The sequence below is a fragment of the Candidatus Erwinia haradaeae genome, from assembly GCF_900698935.1.
Classification (GTDB): domain Bacteria; phylum Pseudomonadota; class Gammaproteobacteria; order Enterobacterales; family Enterobacteriaceae; genus Erwinia_E; species Erwinia_E haradaeae_D.
Genome location: NZ_LR217715.1, coordinates 225,068 through 247,771, shown reverse-complemented (window position 1 = coordinate 247,771; position 22,704 = coordinate 225,068). Strand labels below are relative to the sequence as shown.

The following is a 22,704-nucleotide window of genomic DNA, read 5'->3' as shown; positions in this document are numbered from 1 at the left end:
AGTTTGGAAAAAAAATGGCTTATCAAACCTTCTCGCAAAATAAAAACAACCAACTATTAGAACCAATGTTCTTTGGTCAACCAGTGAATATCGCACGATTTGATCAGCAAAAATATCAGATCTTCGAAAAGCTTATTGAAAAACAGTTATCTTTTTTCTGGCGTCCAGAAGAGATTGATGTATCACGTGATCGTATTGATTATCAGGCATTACCCGAGCATGAAAAACATATTTTTATTAGCAATCTTAAATATCAAACATTGCTAGACTCTATTCAAGGACGCAGTCCAAATATTGCATTATTACCTCTGATCTCTATTCCAGAATTAGAAACATGGGTTGAAACATGGGGATTTTCTGAAACAATTCATTCACGTTCGTATACCCATATTATTAGAAATATTGTTAATGATCCATCAGTAATATTTGATGACATTGTAACAAATTCACAGATTTTGTCACGCGCTAAAGATATTTCTAGCTATTACGATCAATTAATTATGATGACCAATGCATGGAATCTCTTTGGTGAAGGCACTCATAAAGTGAACACTAATACCACCATCACTGTGAACTTGCGGGCATTAAAGAAACAACTATATCTTTGTTTAATGAGCGTTAATGCCCTAGAAGCTATACGCTTCTATGTGAGTTTTGCTTGCTCTTTCGCCTTTGCAGAAAGAGAGCTAATGGAGGGTAATGCCAAGATTATCAAGCTAATTGCTAGAGATGAAGCTCTACACCTTACTGGCACTCAGTATATACTTAACCTATTGCGTAATGGTTCTGATGATCCAGAAGTCGCAGAAATTGCGATAGAATGTCAACAAGAGTGTTACAATCTCTTTGTACTTGCAGCCAAACAAGAAAAAGAATGGGCAGAATACCTATTCCAAGGCGGCTCAATGATTGGTCTCAATAAAGCAATTCTATGGCAATACATTGAATATATTACTAACATTCGAATGCATGCTGTAGGGCTCGAAATGCCATTTAAAACACACTCTAATCCTATTCCATGGATTAACTCATGGCTCGAATCAGATAATGTACAATCGGCCCCACAAGAAGTCGAAGTTAGTTCGTATCTAGTGGGTCAAATCGACTCTGAAGTGAATATAAATGATTTTATTAATTGTCAGTTATAATACCGTTAATATAGCCTACTAGTACTCTTAACCTATGATAAATAGTGAAAATGCCTAATGCTGCTAAATGGATCTTTGCCAACCAAAGGCATTATAGTATATCATATGCATGTCGAATAGTGGTCCCTACGTAAGGTGTGTATAGTTCCTTCTTAATTTCATTTGACATTAAGAAAGTCTGTTAGCAACTTGTTAAACTGTACGGTGCTAACACAACAGTGAGATTTTATTTTTTATGTATACGATAGATACCATGAATATGCCGCTCTATCGTACACATAACATATAATGGGTATATGCATTGAGTATATATATTTTTTATACCACTATAATCATTAGACGAAAGAGCACGATGGTTTTCTATAAGTGACGTTTTCGCATGCCCATAAGCTCCGATATAGCAAGAAACTCTCTTAATCTTTACAGATTGTCTTCATCATGTTATCACTATCCATATAAAATACAGTACTCTAAAGTAACCATTTACAAACGATTAATAACACACACCACAGAAGACGAACATTCTTATCTATCATCAGGCAAACTACTAATAAAATGGATGTCACGATTAGAAATATACGATGCTATTTTAACCTAAACCACTCATGCACTAAAAATATTCTCTCGATATCAAGGGTGTAGAAAAGTACACTATAACATTCATATATCCATATTTCGCTTCAGATATTATCAGGAGAAAAAAATGCCATACATCCATCAAACCGTGTTGTATAACGACAAAAAGATCAAAGAAATAAAGAACATCACGAACGTTAAAGCGTATGGTCCACAATATGTTGTCCTGGACATTCGTGCGCCAGACGAACAGAAACAACACCCTCTCAGTCTAGATAATATGCTAGTAAAATCTTTACCATTTTATAAACTATCCAGCCAATTCAGTACTTTAGATCAAAAAAAATATTATCTACTATATTGTGAGCATGGTATAATGAGTCGGCTGCAGACAATCCTTTTGAATGAAAAAGGTTTTAAAAATGTGCAAGCTTACCGTTCAACGAAAAAATAACCTTTTTCAGTATATTGCCTATCAAATCAAGATAAATTATCTATTGTATCTACATGTTAGATAGCATTCAAATGCTACAGATTAACATGATAAAGCATAGATTCCTACGTGAATTTCTTGTATATATTTATATAAGCACTTTCAAGTAATCTGGCAAGGTAAAATTCATAATCAACTTCTCAAGAATTCAATTCTATCTCTAATATATAGAAATCACACAAACACTTCTGTTACTGTCAAAAAACATTGATGTTTCAACTCTCCGTGCCCCGCCTTAAAAACTATTTAAAATCACATGCAGAACTCTAAAAAATATTCTCTACAGGATTTAACTAGCCCTCTAGATCAATGCACGAACACACTACATAGATCTAAGAGAATTTAAAAATACAACAATCACAAAAAAACAGATACCTGTAAGTGAATTACAATACATTGCATGAGGTACACAATCGAACTAGCCAGCCATAGATTGATTGATTTTATTTATATGGCTCTCTTCTGCGTAAAATACTCGAAGTACAGATTGGGTAATCCTGTTAGTTAAAAGTGTATCGTAATCTGATCCTGATCTATTTCATATCTACACTACCATCAGAAAATATTAATATCTTACTACGCCACGCTTACACAACATATGTGTTCCTAGACCTATATGTCGACAGAGATGTGGATAGTCACGTTCTACTTTTTCCAACAACAATTTATACTGTGTGGCAAAAACCACACAACTCTTTCTGATACTCTCTTAATACTGAATCACTCGGTTGTCAACCATAACATGCATTTTTTCTTTTTTGCTACTTGTATGGGAAAGTTAATGACCGCCAGCACCTATTACCTTTCCAGTCATATATTTCATGAACCACATATCCACATTAGCATATCTCACTCCTTGTCTTTACCTTATCTGATCTAATGATCATAGAGATATGACTGCCGATACCGTGATAAGAACAACTAGATCACATACACCCGCATATACCATGATTATTCTTCTCATCTTGCATAACTTTCATAACATGATAGTCAAGCCAATAGTGATTTATATCATTCAGAGCGGTCTATATAGCACCCCCTTACTTTGATAAACTGTTGTATAATCTTAATGGTGATTATTGAGCACATAGTGCACATCATCATATTATGATACCTATCATATCACTCTAATATTTTTAGAGATCCAAAAAAATCTATTTTATTTTGCCACTCTCTACCATAACACATCATGTCTGCAATAATAGAAGATGCTGTTACACAACCAATACGATATAGCTCTCCAGAATTTAATAGATGCTATTTTCATTAATTCAGAAAAAATCTCTGTCATATATTATATGAGGCTCGACTTGAAAATACACCAAAGATCCTCGATTTATCTCGTTCAAGGAGAAATAAAAAGAATAGTGTCTATATTTTAAACATGATGTACTACCTACATAAACCACATATAAAATTATTAACATATGTGAATGTGTTATTCACTACTATAAATTACTGTTTATCTCTGGTACCTCATATAAATCCTCCTCATCTAAATCTTGTTGTAAGATATGATCTATCTTGTATCCTGACTATTATGTCAGTCTACTACATCAAGTAGTGTCAGACGACATGAATTAAGTGGTAATACCCTCATTGATATGCTCTATCACTAACCTAGGTACAATACAGAACAAAGATAGGTTTGTAACAATACATCACAGTATGAATATACGCTATACCACTGACAGTCCGATTTAAAAATACAAAAAATAATAAATATATTATCAATATCTAATACATGTAGCACGTCAGGTCTACATCTAGACGCTTCAATGGATCACCAAGGTTAATCATATTTCTCAATGCTGCATTAATAACACAACCTGAAATATTTCTTGCACTACACGATACTTACATATACACATTCGTTAATTGTTAGTGCATGATTATGATAATATATACTTGTATTAGAAACATCAGTATAAGCTTTTACATAAATGGCAGCAAATCATCTCATACTACGGTATCTTTTCCTGTATATTTGATATATTACATTCTGCATATATGTCATAGTTTTTCACACGCATAGATTAGATTGAAAGACATCACTTATAATACATTGATTCCACGATAAAATTATGTAATGTACGATGTTAAAACAATGCCTCGTATTGTACGACTATTCCAGAAATAAGAAATACAAAAGTAATATATCTTGTAAAATTGCAATATTTGATATTATCTAACGCCTATACGTTAAATCTCAAAAAATGTACATGACCAATAATATTTACCTCAACCACCTATCTAAAAAGCCTCGAAAAATATAATATACAACAGAGACTGCCTAAGCTCCTAGCCATAACCTGATAGAAAACATTCGATTTTTATCGATGATTTCTTTATAATCTCTTGCAGCCACTTTGTAGAATGGATTTGGCTTTATAGTCGAGCTATTTAGGCTTAAAATAATAGTAGCCACCCTAATTGAAGCTACTGTTCACATAGTAGGCAAAAATCACTAGTCGAAACAGACTGATGCATGAATTCTAAATGCTAGCTTGAACGCTTTAAACTTCATCAATGTAAAATTTAATATGGGTATGTTTTTAGATGAAAACTTTTATAGCTAAGACAGAATCAGTCCAACGTAATTGGTATATTGTAGATGCTACACATAAAATCTTAGGTCGTTTTGCAACAGAAATAGCTCGTCGATTGCGTGGAAAGCATAAAACAATATATACTTCCCATGTAGATACTGGCGATTACATTATTGTTGTTAATGCTGAGAAAATTACTGTCACCGGCTCTAAGCGTAGCGATAAATTTTATTATCATTACACTGGGTATGTGGGTGGCATCAAAAAGTCAACCTTCGAAGAGATGATTAATAAATCTCCTGAAAGAGTGATTGAAATTGCTGTCAAAGGTATGTTACCAAAGGGTCCGCTAGGTCGTCAGATGTACCGTAAACTTAAGGTGTATGCGGGTAATCAGCACAAACACACGGCACAACAACCGCAAATTCTTGAAATATAATTAGGATACTAGGAAATGGTTGAGAAGACAAACTATGGCACGGGTCGCCGAAAAAGCGCTTCTGCACGTGTCTTTTTAAAAATAGGTAGCGGAAATATCACTATCAACCAACGTTCTTTAAAAGAATATTTCAGTCGCAAAACTGCCTGTATGGTAGTCTGTCAGCCACTAGAACTACTAGACATGGTAAATAAATTTGATTGGTATATCACAGTAAAAGGTGGTGGAATCTCAGGACAAGCGGGTGCAATCCGTCATGGTATTACGCGCGCACTCATAGAACGAGATGAATCCACAAGAAGCGAATTAAGGAAAGCTGGTTTTGTTACACGAGATGCTCGGCAAGTAGAGAGAAAAAAAGTTGGTTTTCGGAAAGCACGCCGTCGTCCACAATTCTCTAAACGATAATACATGCTCTACACTTAAAATATTAAACCCGGTACTCAGCGCTGGGTTTTTCTTCACAAAGACATCAATTGAAAATATAGGTGCATTGTCTTGATTACATTAAAAAATTTCCAGAGCCTCATTTTAATACAACTTAGGGTATAACCATAAAGAGTATATGTTACTTCAATACACAATGTTGAGTCTATGGTCCATCTTCTCTTCAGACTATACAATAGTTATAGTAATGCTCTGCAAAATTGTGGCCTATACAAAAAGAATAGCACCAAGATGCGTATGCTTATGACTACACTACAGTAAAGTTAACATAACTATTTATTGATAATTCACAAAACCATTATACAAAATACTCTTTTCGGCTCGAACTACTATCACAAAAAATCCAGCATAGATTGCATTCGCTGCCAGTGACAGAATAGTGCATATCATCAAAGTAGAAGACAATACACCTCTATGTAGCGGGTTAGCACGCTTTTCATTTCAGTCGTCATAAATACCACGTTGTGATCATGTATGAATACGCGATGAATCGCATGCTAGACTGATCCACTAAGGTGAATATTACCATGGTAAAAAACATATGAGCATACTGAGCAATATAGAGTAAAAACACCGGCGAGTTAAAGATGAATATGAAATTAAAAATTAGTATCTCGTAATATCTTGTTATACAATATCAGCAACTCTAGGCATCGAAAGTAATATGACAGTAGTGTTTTCAAGCACTCTCCTTTAGTCGTTTTTTCATAATTTATTTCATGCATACTACTCGATGTATAAATATAAAATATAGTCTACTACACTACTGTTTTTTTTGAATTGTACGCTACTTAGCGTCGTTTGGAGTAGAGATGACTATTTTAGATTCAAAATCAAACTCATGCTAACTAAATGTTAGTATAATACCACCTGTATATTACACTATGATTTTTTTGCTTTTTACACACTCTAAGTGCATACTATCAAACTAAAAAAATCGGAGATAATGCCAGTGATAGAGATTCAATTAACCGACCGTCGCCCATACATAATACGCGCTTTATATGAATGGATGATTGATAATCATCTCACACCACATTTGGTGATCAATATTGATATACCTGCTGTAGTAGTACCCATAGAATATGCACGTAATGGTCAAATTATTCTCAATATCGCACCAAATGCAGTAGAGAATATAGATTTTAAGAATGAAAAAATTTCGTTCTCTGCTCGTTTTAAGGGTCTTTTGAAAAACATTACGGCACCACCTTCATCAGTGATAGCTATTTTTGCACGCGAAAATAGCGAGGGCATTATATTCGAAAACAAAATAGAAAATAACAATATAAATTCATCTCCATTGTTACATACTTACCAAACTCCTGTTAAAAATACAATGATTTTATCTGTCATCAAAAAAGATGATTCAGATCAGAATAAAAAAGAAGAAGCCTTTCTTGAAAAAAAAGATGAACCAAGATTAGTGAAAAAAAACCAATTGCCGAACTTGCGTCTTGTTTAGTGACAATGATACTTACGATAGACATACATAATTATGCGCAATCTCAATCATGGGTGTATGAATGCTCATCTTAATATAAGCGACTATAATAATCTATAGAAATGCAGCGAATATTTTTTAAATTGGATTACATGAAAATGTATATCATATTAAATAGATGCTAATCTAATAATATTTAGATATCTTTTTATATATCACGGTATATAATGATTTGATAAAAGTAGTCTGTAATACTACTATAGTCACTTCTATAATATGCACAATACAAGAACCACCTATCGTGTCATCGCTCAAGATATCTAGCAACATATGCAAATACAGAAGATTAAAATAACATTAAAATATGCACGAAAATCATAACATATACAAGGTAATTTTATTATCAATCCTACTACTTTTATACAGACTGCTCTAGAAACAAAATGAAATAGCACTCATGAGCTTACTTGAGTATCCGAGGATATACTTACCTACAATATTAATATATATGACACCATTTAATACTCAAACATTTCAGGGGCTCATTTTAAAGTTACAAAATTACTGGGCTCAACAAGGGTGTAGCATTATGCAGCCGCTAGATATGGAAATTGGTGCAGGTACAGCACATCCTATAACTTGCCTGCATGCAGTAGGACCAGAACCACTAGCAGTGGCTTATATACAACCAACACGCCGCCCCACTGACGGACGATATGGCAATAACCCTAATCGCTCGCAACATTACTATCAGTTCCAAGTAGTAATTAAACCATCACCACATAATTTTCAAAACCTCTACCTAGAATCTCTCAAAGAATTAGGTATTGATTTAAGCATGCATGATATCCGGTTTGTAGAAGATAACTGGGAAAATCCCACTATAGGTGCATGGGGATTAGGCTGGGAAGTATGGTTAAATGGTATGGAAATCACACAGATCACTTACTTTCAACAAATGTGTGGTTTAGAGTGTAAACCAGTTAGCGGTGAAATCACTTACGGATTAGAACGTCTAGCTATGCACCTTCAAAACGTTGACAGTATCTATAGTTTAATATGGAACGACGGGCTATATGGAAAACTCACATATGGTGATATCTTCTATCAAAATGAAATAGAACAATCAATATATAATTTTGAACACACTGACATCGATTTTCTTTTTACTTGCTTTCAACAATATGAAAAAGAAGCAAAAAATCTTCTTACATTAAAACCACCGCTACCTCTACCAGCTTACGAACGTATTTTAAAAGCAATACATAGTTTTAATATGCTAGATGCACGTAAAGCAATCTCTAGTACCGAACGACAGCGCTATATTTTACGCCTTCGAACTCTCGCTAAAGCTGTAGCTGAAGCTTACTTTAGCTCCCGCAAAATACTAGGATTTCCACAATGTAGAAAGGATCACACATAAATATAAATGGACAAAAAAACTTTTCTAGTAGAAATTGGAACGGAAGAATTACCTTCAAAAACCCTTCGTTTATTGGCTGAATCTTTTGCACATAATGTAGCGTCTGAATTACGTTCTCGATTACTTTCTTATAGCGTTGTGCGCTGGTTTGCTACACCTCGACGCTTGGCCCTTCTAGTATATGATCTGCCTATTGTGCAACCTGATCGCACCGTAAAATATCGTGGCCCAGCACTCACGATATCGTTTGATAGTCATGGCATCCCCACACCAGTTGCTTTAAGCTGGGCACATCGGTGCGGTATTACCATGGATCAGGCCGAACGCCTGATTAATAGTAAAGGAGAATGGCTCGTATACAATACCCGTATAGCTGGAAAAAAAACCGAAAAACTACTACCGGAAATAATTTATTTATGCCTCAAAAAAATACCAGTACTAAAACAAATGCGGTGGGGTGCATCGGATTTTCAATTTGTTCGTCCGATACATACTATCATCTTAATGTTAGGTGATGTATTAATACCAGCTAATATCTTTGGGGTTAATTCCTGCAATACGATTCGCGGTCATCGTTTTATCGGTGAACAAAATCTCGTTATTAATCATTCTGATAATTATCTAGGCATTCTCTCAGATAAAGGCAAGGTAGAGGTGAACTATTTAACGCGCAAAAATATAATACAAGAGGGTGCGAAATCTGCTGCTGCAAAAATTAACGGTGTGGTAGATCTAGATGAAAAACTTCTAGAAGAAGTCACATCGCTCGTAGAATGGCCCGTGGTGCTCATAGCACGGTTTGAAGACAAATTCCTGAAAATACCAACTGACGTATTAATTCATACTATGGTCGATCACCAAAAATATTTTCCAGTATATAGCTATACAGGAAAATTATTGCCATATTTTATATTTGTAAGCAATATTGTGTCACAAAACCCCCAATTAATTATATCTGGTAATGAAAAAGTAATGCGAGCCCGTTTAGCGGATGCTGCATTTTTTTTTAAAAATGATTGTCAGCACCCCCTAGAGGATAACCTTCCTCTTTTACAAGATGTAGTTTTTCAGCAAAAATTAGGTAGTCTACGTGATAAAACTAACCGTGTCCAGCGCTTAGCTGAATGGATTGCAATACAAATTAACAGTGATGTAAGCCATGCAACACGTGCAGGACTACTCTCTAAATGCGATCTTCTTAGTCAGATGGTATTTGAATTTTCCGATATTAAAGGTGTTATGGGTATGCACTATGCACGTCTGTACGGAGAACCAGAAGAAGTAGCGGTAGCTATTATGGAACAATATTACCCACGATTTTCTGGCGATAGATTGCCTTCTAGCCCCGTCTCTTGCACCCTTGCCATTGCAGAGAAAATGGACACACTCGTAGGCATATTAGGTATTGGTCAACACCCTACAGGGGAAAAAGATCCTTTTGCACTACGTCGTTTAGCGCTAGGTGTATTACGAATTATGATTGAAAAAAACATTCCATTAGACCTAAAAACTCTATCAGCAGAAGCAGTAAAACTGTATGGTCCAACAATATCGAATACTAACGCTATAAATGAAATTATCATATTTATGATAGGCCGATTATATGCATGGTACAAGGAACGAGATTATAGTAGCAAGACCATTCAAGCAGTACTGGTCTGTCAGCCTACTAAACCCATAGATATTCATGCACGCATTAATGTAGTTGCGAACTTCCATACTATGGAGAGCGCAGTCAACCTATCGTTAGCACATAAACGTATCGTAAATATTCTTGCACATACAACAGAGCTATTAACTCACAGAGTGCGTGATACCTTGCTGCGAGAAAAAGAAGAAAAACAGCTTGCAAAACGCATCAATGCTGTCAGCGTTGATCTAAATTTATTTGTATCACAAGGAAAATATGAAGATGCATTAATTGCACTGATATCTCTAAGTGCAGATATTAAACATTTTTTTAATAAAGTGCTCATAAATACTACAGATAAAGAAGTTCGTGTTAACCGCCTAAATCTCTTATCTAAATTAAACACTCTATTCCTTAAAATCGCTGATTTTTCTCTTTTGAAGTAATGTATGATTTTAAATGAATATTTAAATACTTCTTCTTATAAAATATAAAAAGCAAATTTCAAATCAGCATAATAAAAAATTATGTTTATCCTCCTATATGAATAATATTTTATCAATGTCTTTCTTCAGTATAGCATATATTTATTTATAAAAAAGCAAGATCATTTAATAACAGATCCTTTCAAAAAATCGCTGTAAAACACTACATATAATAACTTTCCGTATCAAATTAACCATGTTTCTACTTATTTGCATATTGTATCCAATAACAAAAAAAAGAAATAATTTATTATATCAGTATGCGCTGAATAATGTGCACATTGCTCATGTTGTGCGGATAGAATAACAAGATAAACTGACACAAAATGATTTCTTTACATTGATAGAATACGCATAACTCTCCTGCCATCTATTTATCCGCATTAATGTTCTTTTGCAAATTAAGAATTTCGTAGAAGTGTTTGATTAACAATGATGACTATAATAACAGCGCTCTATCTTTTCATATCAGCCAGCATCCATAATTAAAAATTTTTGCTATTTTTATGTGACCTATATCAGGTTTTAATAAGTACAATAATTAGATTTATGGCATTAAATATATAGGAAAGCAGTAGGGAATTTATTATTTTTAAAATCAGTATAGAAAAGAGCATGCATGCTAATTTGCATATGCAGAAATTCTTGACTACAGAAGACTTCTAGTCATTGACGATGAAGTAGAGCATGATGTCTAATGTATTACGCTGTAATCTATACATAAAAAAAACATCGGTGACCAAAAACAACTTTGTTATGCCAGGAAAAAAGATTCTATCGCTAGTATTATTTTTCTTGAATTTCTGTAAAAGTTAAAATTAATCATAAATATTTTAGTTTTTCAAAAGAATAAAATCTCTTCATGCATATACTATATCTATCTCCACAGGTGTTCTATTTTTGTTTAACTGATCTATTTTATAAAAATCACTATGCACAAAAATAAGACACTACCATGCTAGACATACAATCAAAATTTACACAAACAAAATAATCATCAAACTAGAAGAAAGATATATGTCTTACCTTATTCTACTATGTAAGTATGTATCTGTGATGTACTACTTTAAAATATGAAACAGATCATGTGAGATTTTCGTCATTGAACTACGATTCTATAACACCTTATTGCTATTTATCATCATACTCTAAAAATCCTATCTACAAATCCAATGTATATGAGTATATCATTAGAGTGTAGCTAACAGATTTAAGTTATATATATAAAATCAATGGCAATATTAATATTTTGTGTAAATCAGATCATACACACATAAAAAACTTAAAGGTTGTTTCGCAGAAAATACTGAATTTTACATAAAAAAATTAATAATTAATATTATTAATGAATTATCTAGAAGATATAATGGTCAAAACAGTGACTGACTTTAAAAAAAATGATTGATTCGTAAAATACACTATGATCTGCTTACAATTTATATCAGAGTCTATATCAAAACCCATTCATCATTAACTTATTATCGTGACTGACCTCTTGTAAACTCCGATAATAGAAAGGAATTTTCACTATACATAGCAAGATAAATCCATTTCCATGCCAATGAAGTACTTGTCAATACACATTCCACCATCTAGCATTAACATGCTTCTAATACTTTGAGTACATTACAGGAATCTATATCACAACGGTTTCTGACCTACAAACCTCATAATGTGAAATATCATATATACCAAATTATATTGATATAAACACTATTTGTCTTAAGCGGAAATCTCATTTGTAGTGATTGATCTTTTCATGATCGAGTACATTTTGTAAAACAGTTATATGGAATTTATTAAAATAAAATATTTGAGATCAGAGATCCATAGAGAAACACAGCCATGATACTGTATGCTAGTTTATATACTTACCCCACATCACTGTAAATTTTTATGATATAAAAAATATTGATATTTTTTGAAAAAAGCGCTATGCTTATCCATACAACGCATAATAAGAATTATATATGCCGATAAAATCAGCCGAACAAAATACATACAGGTAACTGTGTTAGATAATTTACATCACTAATATTGATAAAAACTTTCAGTACTATTGACGCAAAGATATTGTAATCTCTTGAGTATTCCAATCTATCTAAACACACATTGTTGTAATAATACTTCTAAAGATCATAAGATAAATATAACATCTATAAAACGAAATATCTGACTACTTTGATATTACAAAGCATGTTTGGGATGATGCGTCACAATCCTTTCACATATTAAAGAGAACACACTTTTATACCCTATTTTACATATCACTGATAAAAATATCAGCCATATCTAGTTATCACCTCTTCACTATATGGTACTTAACATCACATATGTTCATATAAAAATATATCAATAATTTAGAAAAATATTCTAGACACTCCATATGAGAATAGACATTATTTTCATTTTAACTATGACCTAAAAGCGCATAATGCTTCAGAACTACACAATCGTACATGAAAAGTAGATGAGAAATATAATTAAACACTAAAAATACAAATACACATGATTTCATGATGGTGCTTTTGTAAAAGCACCAAATTATTCCCCCACAGAATATAAGATCAATTTAGAATTTTACAATAATGCCATCACTGATATCAATCATAACTTCCTGATAATACGCATACAACGAGATTATATTATCCTACTCTATTTATAATTTGAAATAGACACCAAAATACAATTCTGTATAATATTAAGCACTTATTATTTAATATAGTTTAATAACACCTGCAATATGATTCAAATCTCCCCACAATTTAAAATTTTCTTATAATGCGATATAATGATTTCTCTAATCGGACAAGAAAGAGAAAACTATTTTTTATAAAAATTATTTTGAAAAATCTACAGAGTGATATAGTTGTTAACTAATGACATGTAATAATACTGTTCTTTTTTAAATCTACATTGATTTTCTTGCTATTTTTATATTTTAATCAACCATTTTTCTACATATAAAATCCTTATGATAGAAAAAACCGTGCGATCTCTAAAAAAATACCAATTTACTGAAATCATAGATAGTGTCTGTTTCCTGTAGAAACTACATGATCATTTACGATCACTATCGTATGCTAGAGCTCACACTACGTTATATCTGTAAAACCACTATGACACTTATCCATCTATCTTACTTTAAATAGCTGTGTATACTATATCCATACGCATAAATTTATCATCAATAATGTGATCTATCTTAAGTTTAAGCATAAAAATTTACTTCCCTGTTCTATAACTCTTGCATATCGTACTCCTATTCCACCAACTGATATGATATAGTGTATACTATATATATCTATAACGGCGGTTCCAAATATTTTGTTATGGGATACACAACATTAGATGGCATTCAGTAAATTCGCAAATAATACATAGTATGGCTACCATCGCCTTGAGGAAAATTTATCTCTGTTAGACACTAACGCAGGTTGCTTTTTACGAAATTTCTCTTTTTCTTTCTACTGTCATATATCCTCTTTTCAAAAATTCTTTACTTATCTTCTATTTCTATAGTTTGACTATATCAAATGATATTATATTTGTTTTCTAAACAAAATACTTGAGTCCTCTCGAACCCGTTATGTAACTCGTTAATTTTTGCCATATTCTATGTGCTATATTTCTTTAGCAAATACAGTTGCTGTGAATTACTAATCCAGGAGGATTGATTTAAAACTAACTTAAAAACATAAATATCTGGTTGGTATGCAATAAAATTTTAGTGACTTAATATATAAATTGCTACTATATGATGATTTTACTCATTCACAAGATCTTATATCCCACAACGTAGCTAAAAATGTACAAACAGAATGCTAATAAAATGCATGGACAAATACGTATTATCGGTGGTCAATGGCGTGGACGTAAGATACCGGTTATTAATCACCCAGATCTTCGACCTACGCCTAATAGAGTACGAGAAACCCTTTTTAATTGGTTAGCAGGTCCTATTAAGGACTCGAAGTGTTTAGATTGCTTTTCGGGTACTGGTGCTCTAGGATTCGAAGCGCTTTCAAGATATGCCATAAGTGCGACGTTTCTAGAAATACAAACATCTATTGTTGCACGATTAAAAAAAAACCTCGTGACTTTGAAAGCGAAAAATGGATATGTTATTCAAACAAATACATTAAAATTTCTATCGCAAAAAGGCGAGTTATATAATGTGGTCTTTGTTGACCCACCATTTAATCAAGATATTATCGCGTATACCTTAATTTTATTAGAAAATAATTCTTGGTTACATCATCAATCGCTTATCTATGTAGAAAGCTCTGTGACACATCCGAAAATACCGGCTCCAAAAAATTGGTTTTTGTATCGTGAGATAATTGCTGGTCAAGTGATTTCTCGTCTATATAGGCGTTTTAAAGAGACTCGTAGTAACATGCAAGATGAATAAATTTATTAAAATATCAACTTTTTATAAAAAATAACCACCGCACACAACCCTGCAATAATAATTTTAAATTATTAGTCCATGCTCTGATTCGTCTGGACTAATCAGAGCAGTATGTGCTGATTGCACACGTATCTGAAATATTTTTTTCAGAGTTATATCTTGCAACCATGTCCTAATCAAAAAACATCATAGTGAATAATTAAGTCCATGGTACTAATCTACAAATACTATCTTAAAAACATTCTGACAAATGCAGCTGTGATTAATCAGTCCTCTCGATCAGAATACCAAGATCTAACTTTTTGAGTTAGATTACTTATCTTTGAGCTAAAACGAATACTACTTTTGTATATAAGTTTCTAGACCACCAAAATGAAAAAGCTGATCCACCTGCATTGTTATATATCATGATGAATATTAACTAGAAATAGAATGATTTTTAGAATTTTTAACACTAATGTGAATATTTCCTATACTTCAAATTCCATTACTTGTTTATCGACAATTGATTCAATATGTAAAGTTCATGTAATTTCTACACAGGTAGGCCTATCGCTCAGGTTATACAAATAAAACAATTTTCTCACGAAATACAATTAGATTTTCAAAACCACTTGATAACTAACCCCTATGCTCATGTGATACTCAAGTCGTTTGTATATGCATCATCACTTCATCTATAATATCAGTGATTTTCAATCCAGCACCTAACTTACTTCTTAGTTTACTCTATATTGTACCGCGACTAGAACAACACAGATAGTTAACTAATGACTCTTAATGCATGATGTATGTGCTATATTAAGAATCACTTAATCTATAAGATAGCAGACAGCATTTCCACACACCTAAAATTTTAATTCATGCTAGTATTGAGAATATCAGATAGCACCTTAAGGAAATAAAAATATAAGTTCTAAATATAAAATATTAATAGAACTTTACTTATTTGCAACTGAAAAACAATACCATAGTGGTGCGACTCCTGATAGTGAGTATCTAGCTAGCTTATAGAAAATATAGATTCATCTTGACTGACAAATAGCATCTAAGAATCTGAAATCATAACGTATGATGTATGATATACTCAATAATATTGATACTTGAAAAACGATAGCAGCATCATACCACTAGTAGTGAAGATCACAAAATAAGCATAACACAATAAGTCATATGGTATCTGTTATAAGTACCGCAAAAAAATTATATCCACTTTTTACTAGCAATTTATCTTCCTCTATCACTGCTGACCTTATACCATGAAAGACGCATGTAGTGCTCACTATATGAAAATAATACGATAGATTAAAATACGCCATCCTCAAAAAAACTAGAGGCGATGGTATATTCTTAAACATTGTTACCTCTTGAGTCATATCTAGTACGCATATATAATAAAATATAGATCAGCAATTATTGAAGAGGGTTATTGGTGTTGAAGCGACATCATATTACAACTTACGTATTAGCAGTATTAGCGTTGGCAGGTTGTTCTAATAATTACAATACACCAGCACCTATAAGCACGGCAAAAAATGATGTCCCAAAAATAGCAAAAAATCACTATAATACAACGAAAGGTGCAAATAATGCTCATAGAAACCGTGTGCTGCATCATTCATCTACCCATACCGTACATCGAGCGTTAAAATCTGTCAGAAAAAATTATAGAAAAAACTTAATTCAGAATAATAACCAATTAACTTGTACACATCGATACGATCCTGCACTCCAAAATAGTTATACTCAGCAAACTTACATAGTGCATCCTGGCGATACTTTATTTTATATCGCATGGCTTACCGGAAACAATATTTATGATTTAATGCAACGTAATCATATCCACAGATCATCCAATCTTTCTGTGGGTCAGAAGTTAAAATTATCACATAAAAACCATTTAGATTTTGCAGTCAAGCATACTATCACAGTCGCCAAGATAAGAAACAGCAAAAACCTTACCACTCTTTCCTCCTCTATGAAGCCAACACTCAAATATATCAATACTTTCAATATAAAAAATAAAAAAACTAAAGAAAATACACCAAACGTCGCAAAGATTGCGTTTACACATCATGACACAATAATACATTTAGCTACCCCAAAAACAAAAAAAACAAAATTCAAAAATCAACCCATAGCGCAAACTATGTCTAATCATACTTCTTTGGCAGACAACTGGCATTGGCCTAGTGATGGTAAAATTATTAATTTTTTCTCTAGCGGTGAAGGAGGAAATAAAGGCATTGATATTGCAGGAACTGACGGTAATCTTGTGGTAGCAGCTGCATATGGACGTGTGGTATACACAGGTCATGCACTACGCGGTTATGGGAATTTAATTATCATAAAACATAATAATAATTATCTAAGTGCTTATGCACATAATGCATATGTTTATGTTCATAATCAACAAATCGTATGCTTAGGGCAGAAAATTGCTACCATGGGAAAAAGTGGTACTAATTCTGTAAGATTACATTTTGAAATTCGTTATAAAGGAAAATCTGTAAACCCATTACTATATTTACCACAACGGTAATATGCGTGAAATCGATTTCTGATAAAAATTAGATACGATCAGAACACATATCCTTAGAACAAAATAAAAAAATTAAAAATCAAACAGCCTATATATAACATTGAAAAAACAATCAATAATATATGTAATTAATAGAATCAGTCAAACAGATCTCTGACCTTAAAACCCTTATCTAGAGCTATGGATAAAAACATGGTATATTTTCTGCAGGCTTGTATTATAGCACATTCTTTATCAACTACTTTTTATATATTGGACTAAATATTAATCAGTCACATAATGCCTCACGTCTCCTTTTCAACATTCATTTCTTTTGATATACAGTATGCTTTTACCATTGAATATATTTAAATAGCAGAAGATACATCTTATCTTTCACCCACGCATAGGATATATCATGCGATATATCATCCATTTTCTCTACAAGCATATAAAGAAATTATATTTACAACAAGATACTAATAAAAACTATGAGGTTATAATACTTATATATAACATCATACAAACATATTTTAACAATATATATTTCAAAACACTCTGAAGAATCCAATCATGCACCACGTATATTGACAACTCTAAAAATATATCATCCTATAATGTAATTCGCTCTATTTCTCTTGACACCACATCCTCACATATTTATGCGATTCCATACAAACAATAACAATAATTTTAAAAATCTTTTCATATCTCAAAAATCAGTTAAATATATAATATAAGCTAAGATTCTTTTACAAAAAACTAAATGATACATACTCCATAGTATGTATCATAAAAAATATGCAGAGACAGAAAATATATAACATTACTACACCCGTATACACACATTTAGATAATTATATCAAGTACGTCATAGTATAAGTAACGTGTCTATCACCTACATTATTAAAATACGTATATATCATCTAGATTAATGCTTATGATGCAGCACAAATAGAAAACAAAACAATATAGGTGAATACAGCATCGTATATTATCTACCACTGATATATTTCACCTAAATCTAAAATATTGTAATAATAAATGCTTGTGTAGTGAAAAACCTTCCAAATACAATTATTAATGTCGTGTTGATTAAATTTATATTGAATATAAAAGATATGTGATACACTGAGAAAAAAGAATCAGTGATCGCACATAGATGCATGATAAACTTATGACATAATGAAATAAAACAGTCTTTTTACAAAAAGATACTGTCACACCATATGCATCATTCTAGAATTAAGAAAAACTCTATGCATTTAAAAATCGTTACAGTCTTCAGGCAAGAGATATTCTTCCACGGCATCCTTATCTATATTGAAGTAAAATTAATCAAAAATCATCCACAATACAACATCATAACCTATCTGTAATAGATCACATACACCCGGCATATTTTATATATCTTGTATATTATATGGACAAACAAACATATTGTTTTTTCGGCAAACCACCACTCTCTGATTCACTCTGCTCTAACTAATACTATTAAATAATCACACTTCCTATGGATGCTAGTAATGTCTCTCTAGCATCAGAGATGCCGCCATTCTTTACCTTCAACCTATTTCTTACATGCGAAATATCATAAACAACAAATACAAAGCACTTCATATCATACAAAAACTATATAAATATTATGAATTCTCGTATGAAGAAGACCAAGAATAATTATCAAAACGTGACCATTGACCATTAAAAGTAAGTCTAAAGGTGCCAATAGGGCCGTTACGCTGCTTGCCAAGGATGATCTCTGCTACGCCTTTCAAAGTACTATTTTCATGGTACACTTCATCACGATATATAAACATAATTAAGTCTGCATCTTGCTCAATTGCACCAGACTCACGTAAATCAGAATTAATCGGTCTTTTGTCAGCGCGTTGTTCTAATGAACGGTTAAGCTGTGAAAGCGCTATGACTGGTACTTTAAGCTCTTTTGCTAATGACTTTAGTGAACGGGAAATCTCTGCAATCTCTAAAGTGCGATTGTCCGAAAGAGCAGGGACGCGCATTAACTGTAAGTAGTCAATCATAATTAAGTTTAAACCGCCTTGTTCACGAAATATACGACGTGCACGTGAACGCACCTCAGTGGGAGTCAGACCAGATGAATCATCAATAAACATATTTTTCTTTTTAAGAAGAATACCCATTGTGCTAGAAATTCGCGCCCAATCTTCATCATCCAGTTGCCCTGTGCGAATGCGGGTTTGGTCAACACGTGATAATGATGAAAGCATACGCATCATAATTTGCTCACCTGGCATTTCAAGACTGAAAATTAAAACTGCTTTATCCTGCAGCATAGCTACGTTTTCACACAGATTCATTGCAAAAGTAGTTTTTCCCATGGATGGGCGAGCCGCAACAATGATCAGATCTGATTGCTGAAAACCAGCGGTTTTTTTGTTAAGATCCTGATACCCCGTATCCACACCAGTAATTCCGCTATGAGGACTCTGATATAAAGACTCAATTCGTGATATCGTGGACTCTAAAATATGATCAATACTTTTTGGTCCTGATCCTGGATGTACTCGATGTTCTGCAATCTGAAATATACGTGACTCTGCAAGATCAAGAAGATCTTCGCTACTACGACCCTGCGGATGATATCCAGCATCAGCAATCTCTTGTGCTACAGCGATTAGCTCTCGTGTGATTGCACGTTCACGCACAATATCTGCATAAGCACAGATATTAGCGGCACTTGGTGTGTTTTTTGATAATTCCGCTAAATAGGCAAAACCCCCTACTAGATTTAACTTTCCCTTTGTTTCCATAGATTCGGAAAGTGTAATTAAATCAATTGGTTTTCCTTGCATAAAAAGGTGTTGCATTTCTGAAAAAATCATTTGATGAGGTCGGCTAAAAAAGTCTTTACTCACTACGCGTTCTACAATATTTTCCCATCGTTCATTGTCCAGCATTAAACCACCTAATACTGATTGTTCTGCTTCTATAGAACGCGGCGGTAACTTTAATCCTTCTATCTGATGATCATACCGTTCATAGTTCGCATAAGGTGTTTTTATAGGTTTTTTGTCTATCATAGATATATCATACCAAAAATATGGTTGTAAAATGTTAGCTGCTCAGTTCGGACAACCATTTATATAATTCGCATCGCTTTCTCTCGTGAAAAGCTGATTTAACAACTACACATAAAACACAATAAAACTAAAATACCAACAAAAATTATAAAATCATATTATTAATAATATCGAACTATCGGTATTATCAAAAATCTGCGTACACGTTTAGAACAAGTATTGTTTTGTAACACTTTCCTAGGTGCATTTCCAATACCACAAAGAACTAGCATACTTCAATATGAACGATAAAAAACATAGTCTTTTGACTATCATTTAAAATACATGAGATCCATAAAGTAATGGTCTAATATATATTAAAAAATAAAATTTTAGAAATTATTCACATAACCAACAACACTAAGCTTTCATTGTTATCTCAATAATTGGATATCAAATTATCTAAATCACTGAGACTTACAAAGTCTGATATTGACCTAGAAACATCATTTACACTACATGTATATATTGTTAGACCTATCTTTGCTAAAAGAACATATAATCGCAACTTGTAAAGCTTGTAATATTGTCTAGTAACTATTGAATGGTGCTGTTTCAAAAAAATCATCCACATCATGTACGTGCTCTATCCGTACTCAAATCTGTAATGAATATGCATAATACAGCACCTGACGCTTTACCTCACTCAAGAGCAAGTATCATGCTCATTAGAAGGTGACTAATGTTTTTATCTAATCGTCCTTTAGTGGGATGAGCATGATCCTTAAAGCTGTTCTCTCTCGGTTTTTTCACACAATACAAGAAGCAATGGCATTACCTGCATGGTCCTTATGTATCTCAACATGGCTAATGTGCATGCCTTTTACATAATATGCATTACTAAATCCAAGACCTTGTGCGAATACCCTGTCTCATTATCGTACCAAGAAATTAGTTTGACAAAATTATCATTTAGTGCAATACCAGCATTAGCATCAAAAACAGAAGTCAGTGTTTCACCATTAAAATCACTAGATACCACTTCATCTGAAGTAAAACCTATAATACCTTTCATGTGACTTTCAGAAGCTACTTTCACTGCGTTACAAATCTCTTTGTAAGATACAGATTTCACTAAACGTGCTGTAAGGTCAACAACAGAGACGTTTGGGGTTGCAACACGAAACGACATGCCTGTTAACTTACCGTGAAGTTCTGGAATCACTCGACCTACTGCTTTAGCGGCTCCCGTTGAAGCGGGAATAATATTCTGCGCTGCACCCCGGCCACTTCGCCAATCCTTACAGGAAATACCATCGACAGTCTTCTGAGTAGAGGTAGTCGCATGAATGGTTGTCATTAGCGCTTCTTCAATACCAAAGGTATCATGAATTACTTTCGCGAGAGGGGCTAGGCAATTTGTTGTACAAGACGCATTAGAAATAATGTCCTGATCTTGATAGGACTGATGATTAACTCCCATAACAAACATAGGAGTCGCATCTTTAGGTGGCCCCGTGAGTATAACTTTCTTGGCACCAGCAATAATATGCTTACGCGCAGATTCATCTGTTAAAAAAATACCAGTGGCCTCAATAACAACATCCACATTTACAGAATCCCATCGAAGATATTCTGGGTTTTTCTCCGCGCTAACACGAATAACACTGCCATCAACCACCAAATCACCACTGTCATTTACGCTAACAGCGCCGTTAAACCTGCCATGGGTCGAATCGTACTGCAACATATAAGCCATATATTCTGCATTAAGTAAATCGTTAATGGCTACAATTTGTATGTCAGAACGAGTTTGAGCAGCACGTACAATGACGCGACCAATGCGCCCAAAACCATTAATACCTATTTTAATAGTCATATATACGCTACCAACGTGTAATTTTAATTTAATTTAAATGTCTGAATAATTTTACTATGTATATTTGATATGATTAAATTTAGCATCATAGTGCTTTAAAAATTTTAAATACTCAAAAAACTCGATATTACTTCCAATATACAACGCACTAAAAGATCTATAATATCTATGCAGTCAGTCTGATATTTGCTTTGAATTATGCATGGATATTTTCA

The 22,704-nt window shown here is 33.1% G+C and carries 11 protein-coding genes; 9 read left to right on the top strand and 2 right to left on the bottom strand.

Going from position 1 to position 22,704, the window contains the following annotated elements:
- Positions 1 to 14: 14 nt before the first annotated feature.
- From nrdB to nlpD, 9 genes are all read left to right on the top strand, one after another.
- The gene (gene nrdB, locus ERCIKOCA2762_RS00725) at positions 15 to 1,148 is read left to right on the top strand and encodes a class Ia ribonucleoside-diphosphate reductase subunit beta (RefSeq protein WP_157988321.1); all 1,134 of its coding nucleotides are present in this window, start codon (positions 15 to 17) and stop codon (positions 1,146 to 1,148) included.
- A gap of 703 nt (positions 1,149 to 1,851) precedes the next feature.
- Positions 1,852 to 2,178, top strand: coding sequence for a thiazole biosynthesis protein (gene thiI, locus ERCIKOCA2762_RS00720; protein WP_157988320.1), 327 nt, complete (start codon positions 1,852 to 1,854; stop codon positions 2,176 to 2,178).
- A gap of 2,598 nt (positions 2,179 to 4,776) precedes the next feature.
- A complete protein-coding gene (gene rplM / locus ERCIKOCA2762_RS00715; protein ID WP_157988319.1) occupies positions 4,777 to 5,205 on the top strand; it encodes a 50S ribosomal protein L13 in 429 nt (142 codons plus the stop codon).
- 15 nt (positions 5,206 to 5,220) lie between these two features.
- Positions 5,221 to 5,613 carry a 30S ribosomal protein S9 gene (gene rpsI / locus ERCIKOCA2762_RS00710; RefSeq protein ID WP_157988318.1) on the top strand — a complete coding sequence of 131 codons (393 nt, stop codon included), beginning with the start codon at positions 5,221 to 5,223 and terminating at the stop codon, positions 5,611 to 5,613.
- A gap of 985 nt (positions 5,614 to 6,598) precedes the next feature.
- The gene (locus ERCIKOCA2762_RS00705) at positions 6,599 to 7,117 is read left to right on the top strand and encodes a ClpXP protease specificity-enhancing factor (RefSeq protein WP_157988317.1); all 519 of its coding nucleotides are present in this window, start codon (positions 6,599 to 6,601) and stop codon (positions 7,115 to 7,117) included.
- Between the two features lie 487 nt (positions 7,118 to 7,604).
- Entirely contained in the window at positions 7,605 to 8,519 is a 915-nt protein-coding gene (glyQ, locus tag ERCIKOCA2762_RS00700) for a glycine--tRNA ligase subunit alpha (RefSeq protein ID WP_157988762.1), read from the top strand.
- 6 nt (positions 8,520 to 8,525) lie between these two features.
- Positions 8,526 to 10,595 (top strand): glycine--tRNA ligase subunit beta, encoded by a 2,070-nt coding sequence (gene glyS, locus ERCIKOCA2762_RS00695; protein WP_157988316.1) that lies wholly within the window; start codon positions 8,526 to 8,528, stop codon positions 10,593 to 10,595.
- Between the two features lie 3,847 nt (positions 10,596 to 14,442).
- Positions 14,443 to 15,048: a 16S rRNA (guanine(966)-N(2))-methyltransferase RsmD gene (gene rsmD / locus ERCIKOCA2762_RS00690; protein ID WP_157988315.1), complete on the top strand. Its 606-nt coding sequence runs from the start codon at positions 14,443 to 14,445 to the stop codon at positions 15,046 to 15,048.
- Positions 15,049 to 16,480: 1,432 nt separating this feature from the next.
- Entirely contained in the window at positions 16,481 to 17,590 is a 1,110-nt protein-coding gene (gene nlpD, locus ERCIKOCA2762_RS00685) for a murein hydrolase activator NlpD (protein ID WP_157988314.1), read from the top strand.
- Positions 17,591 to 19,212: 1,622 nt separating this feature from the next.
- Here the strand turns inward: nlpD and dnaB are convergent.
- Entirely contained in the window at positions 19,213 to 20,631 is a 1,419-nt protein-coding gene (gene dnaB / locus ERCIKOCA2762_RS00680) for a replicative DNA helicase (RefSeq protein ID WP_157988313.1), read from the bottom strand.
- Between the two features lie 862 nt (positions 20,632 to 21,493).
- Positions 21,494 to 22,489, bottom strand: a complete 996-nt coding sequence (gene gap, locus ERCIKOCA2762_RS00675) for a type I glyceraldehyde-3-phosphate dehydrogenase (RefSeq protein ID WP_157988312.1) — start codon at positions 22,487 to 22,489, stop codon at positions 21,494 to 21,496.
- Positions 22,490 to 22,704: the final 215 nt, after the last annotated feature.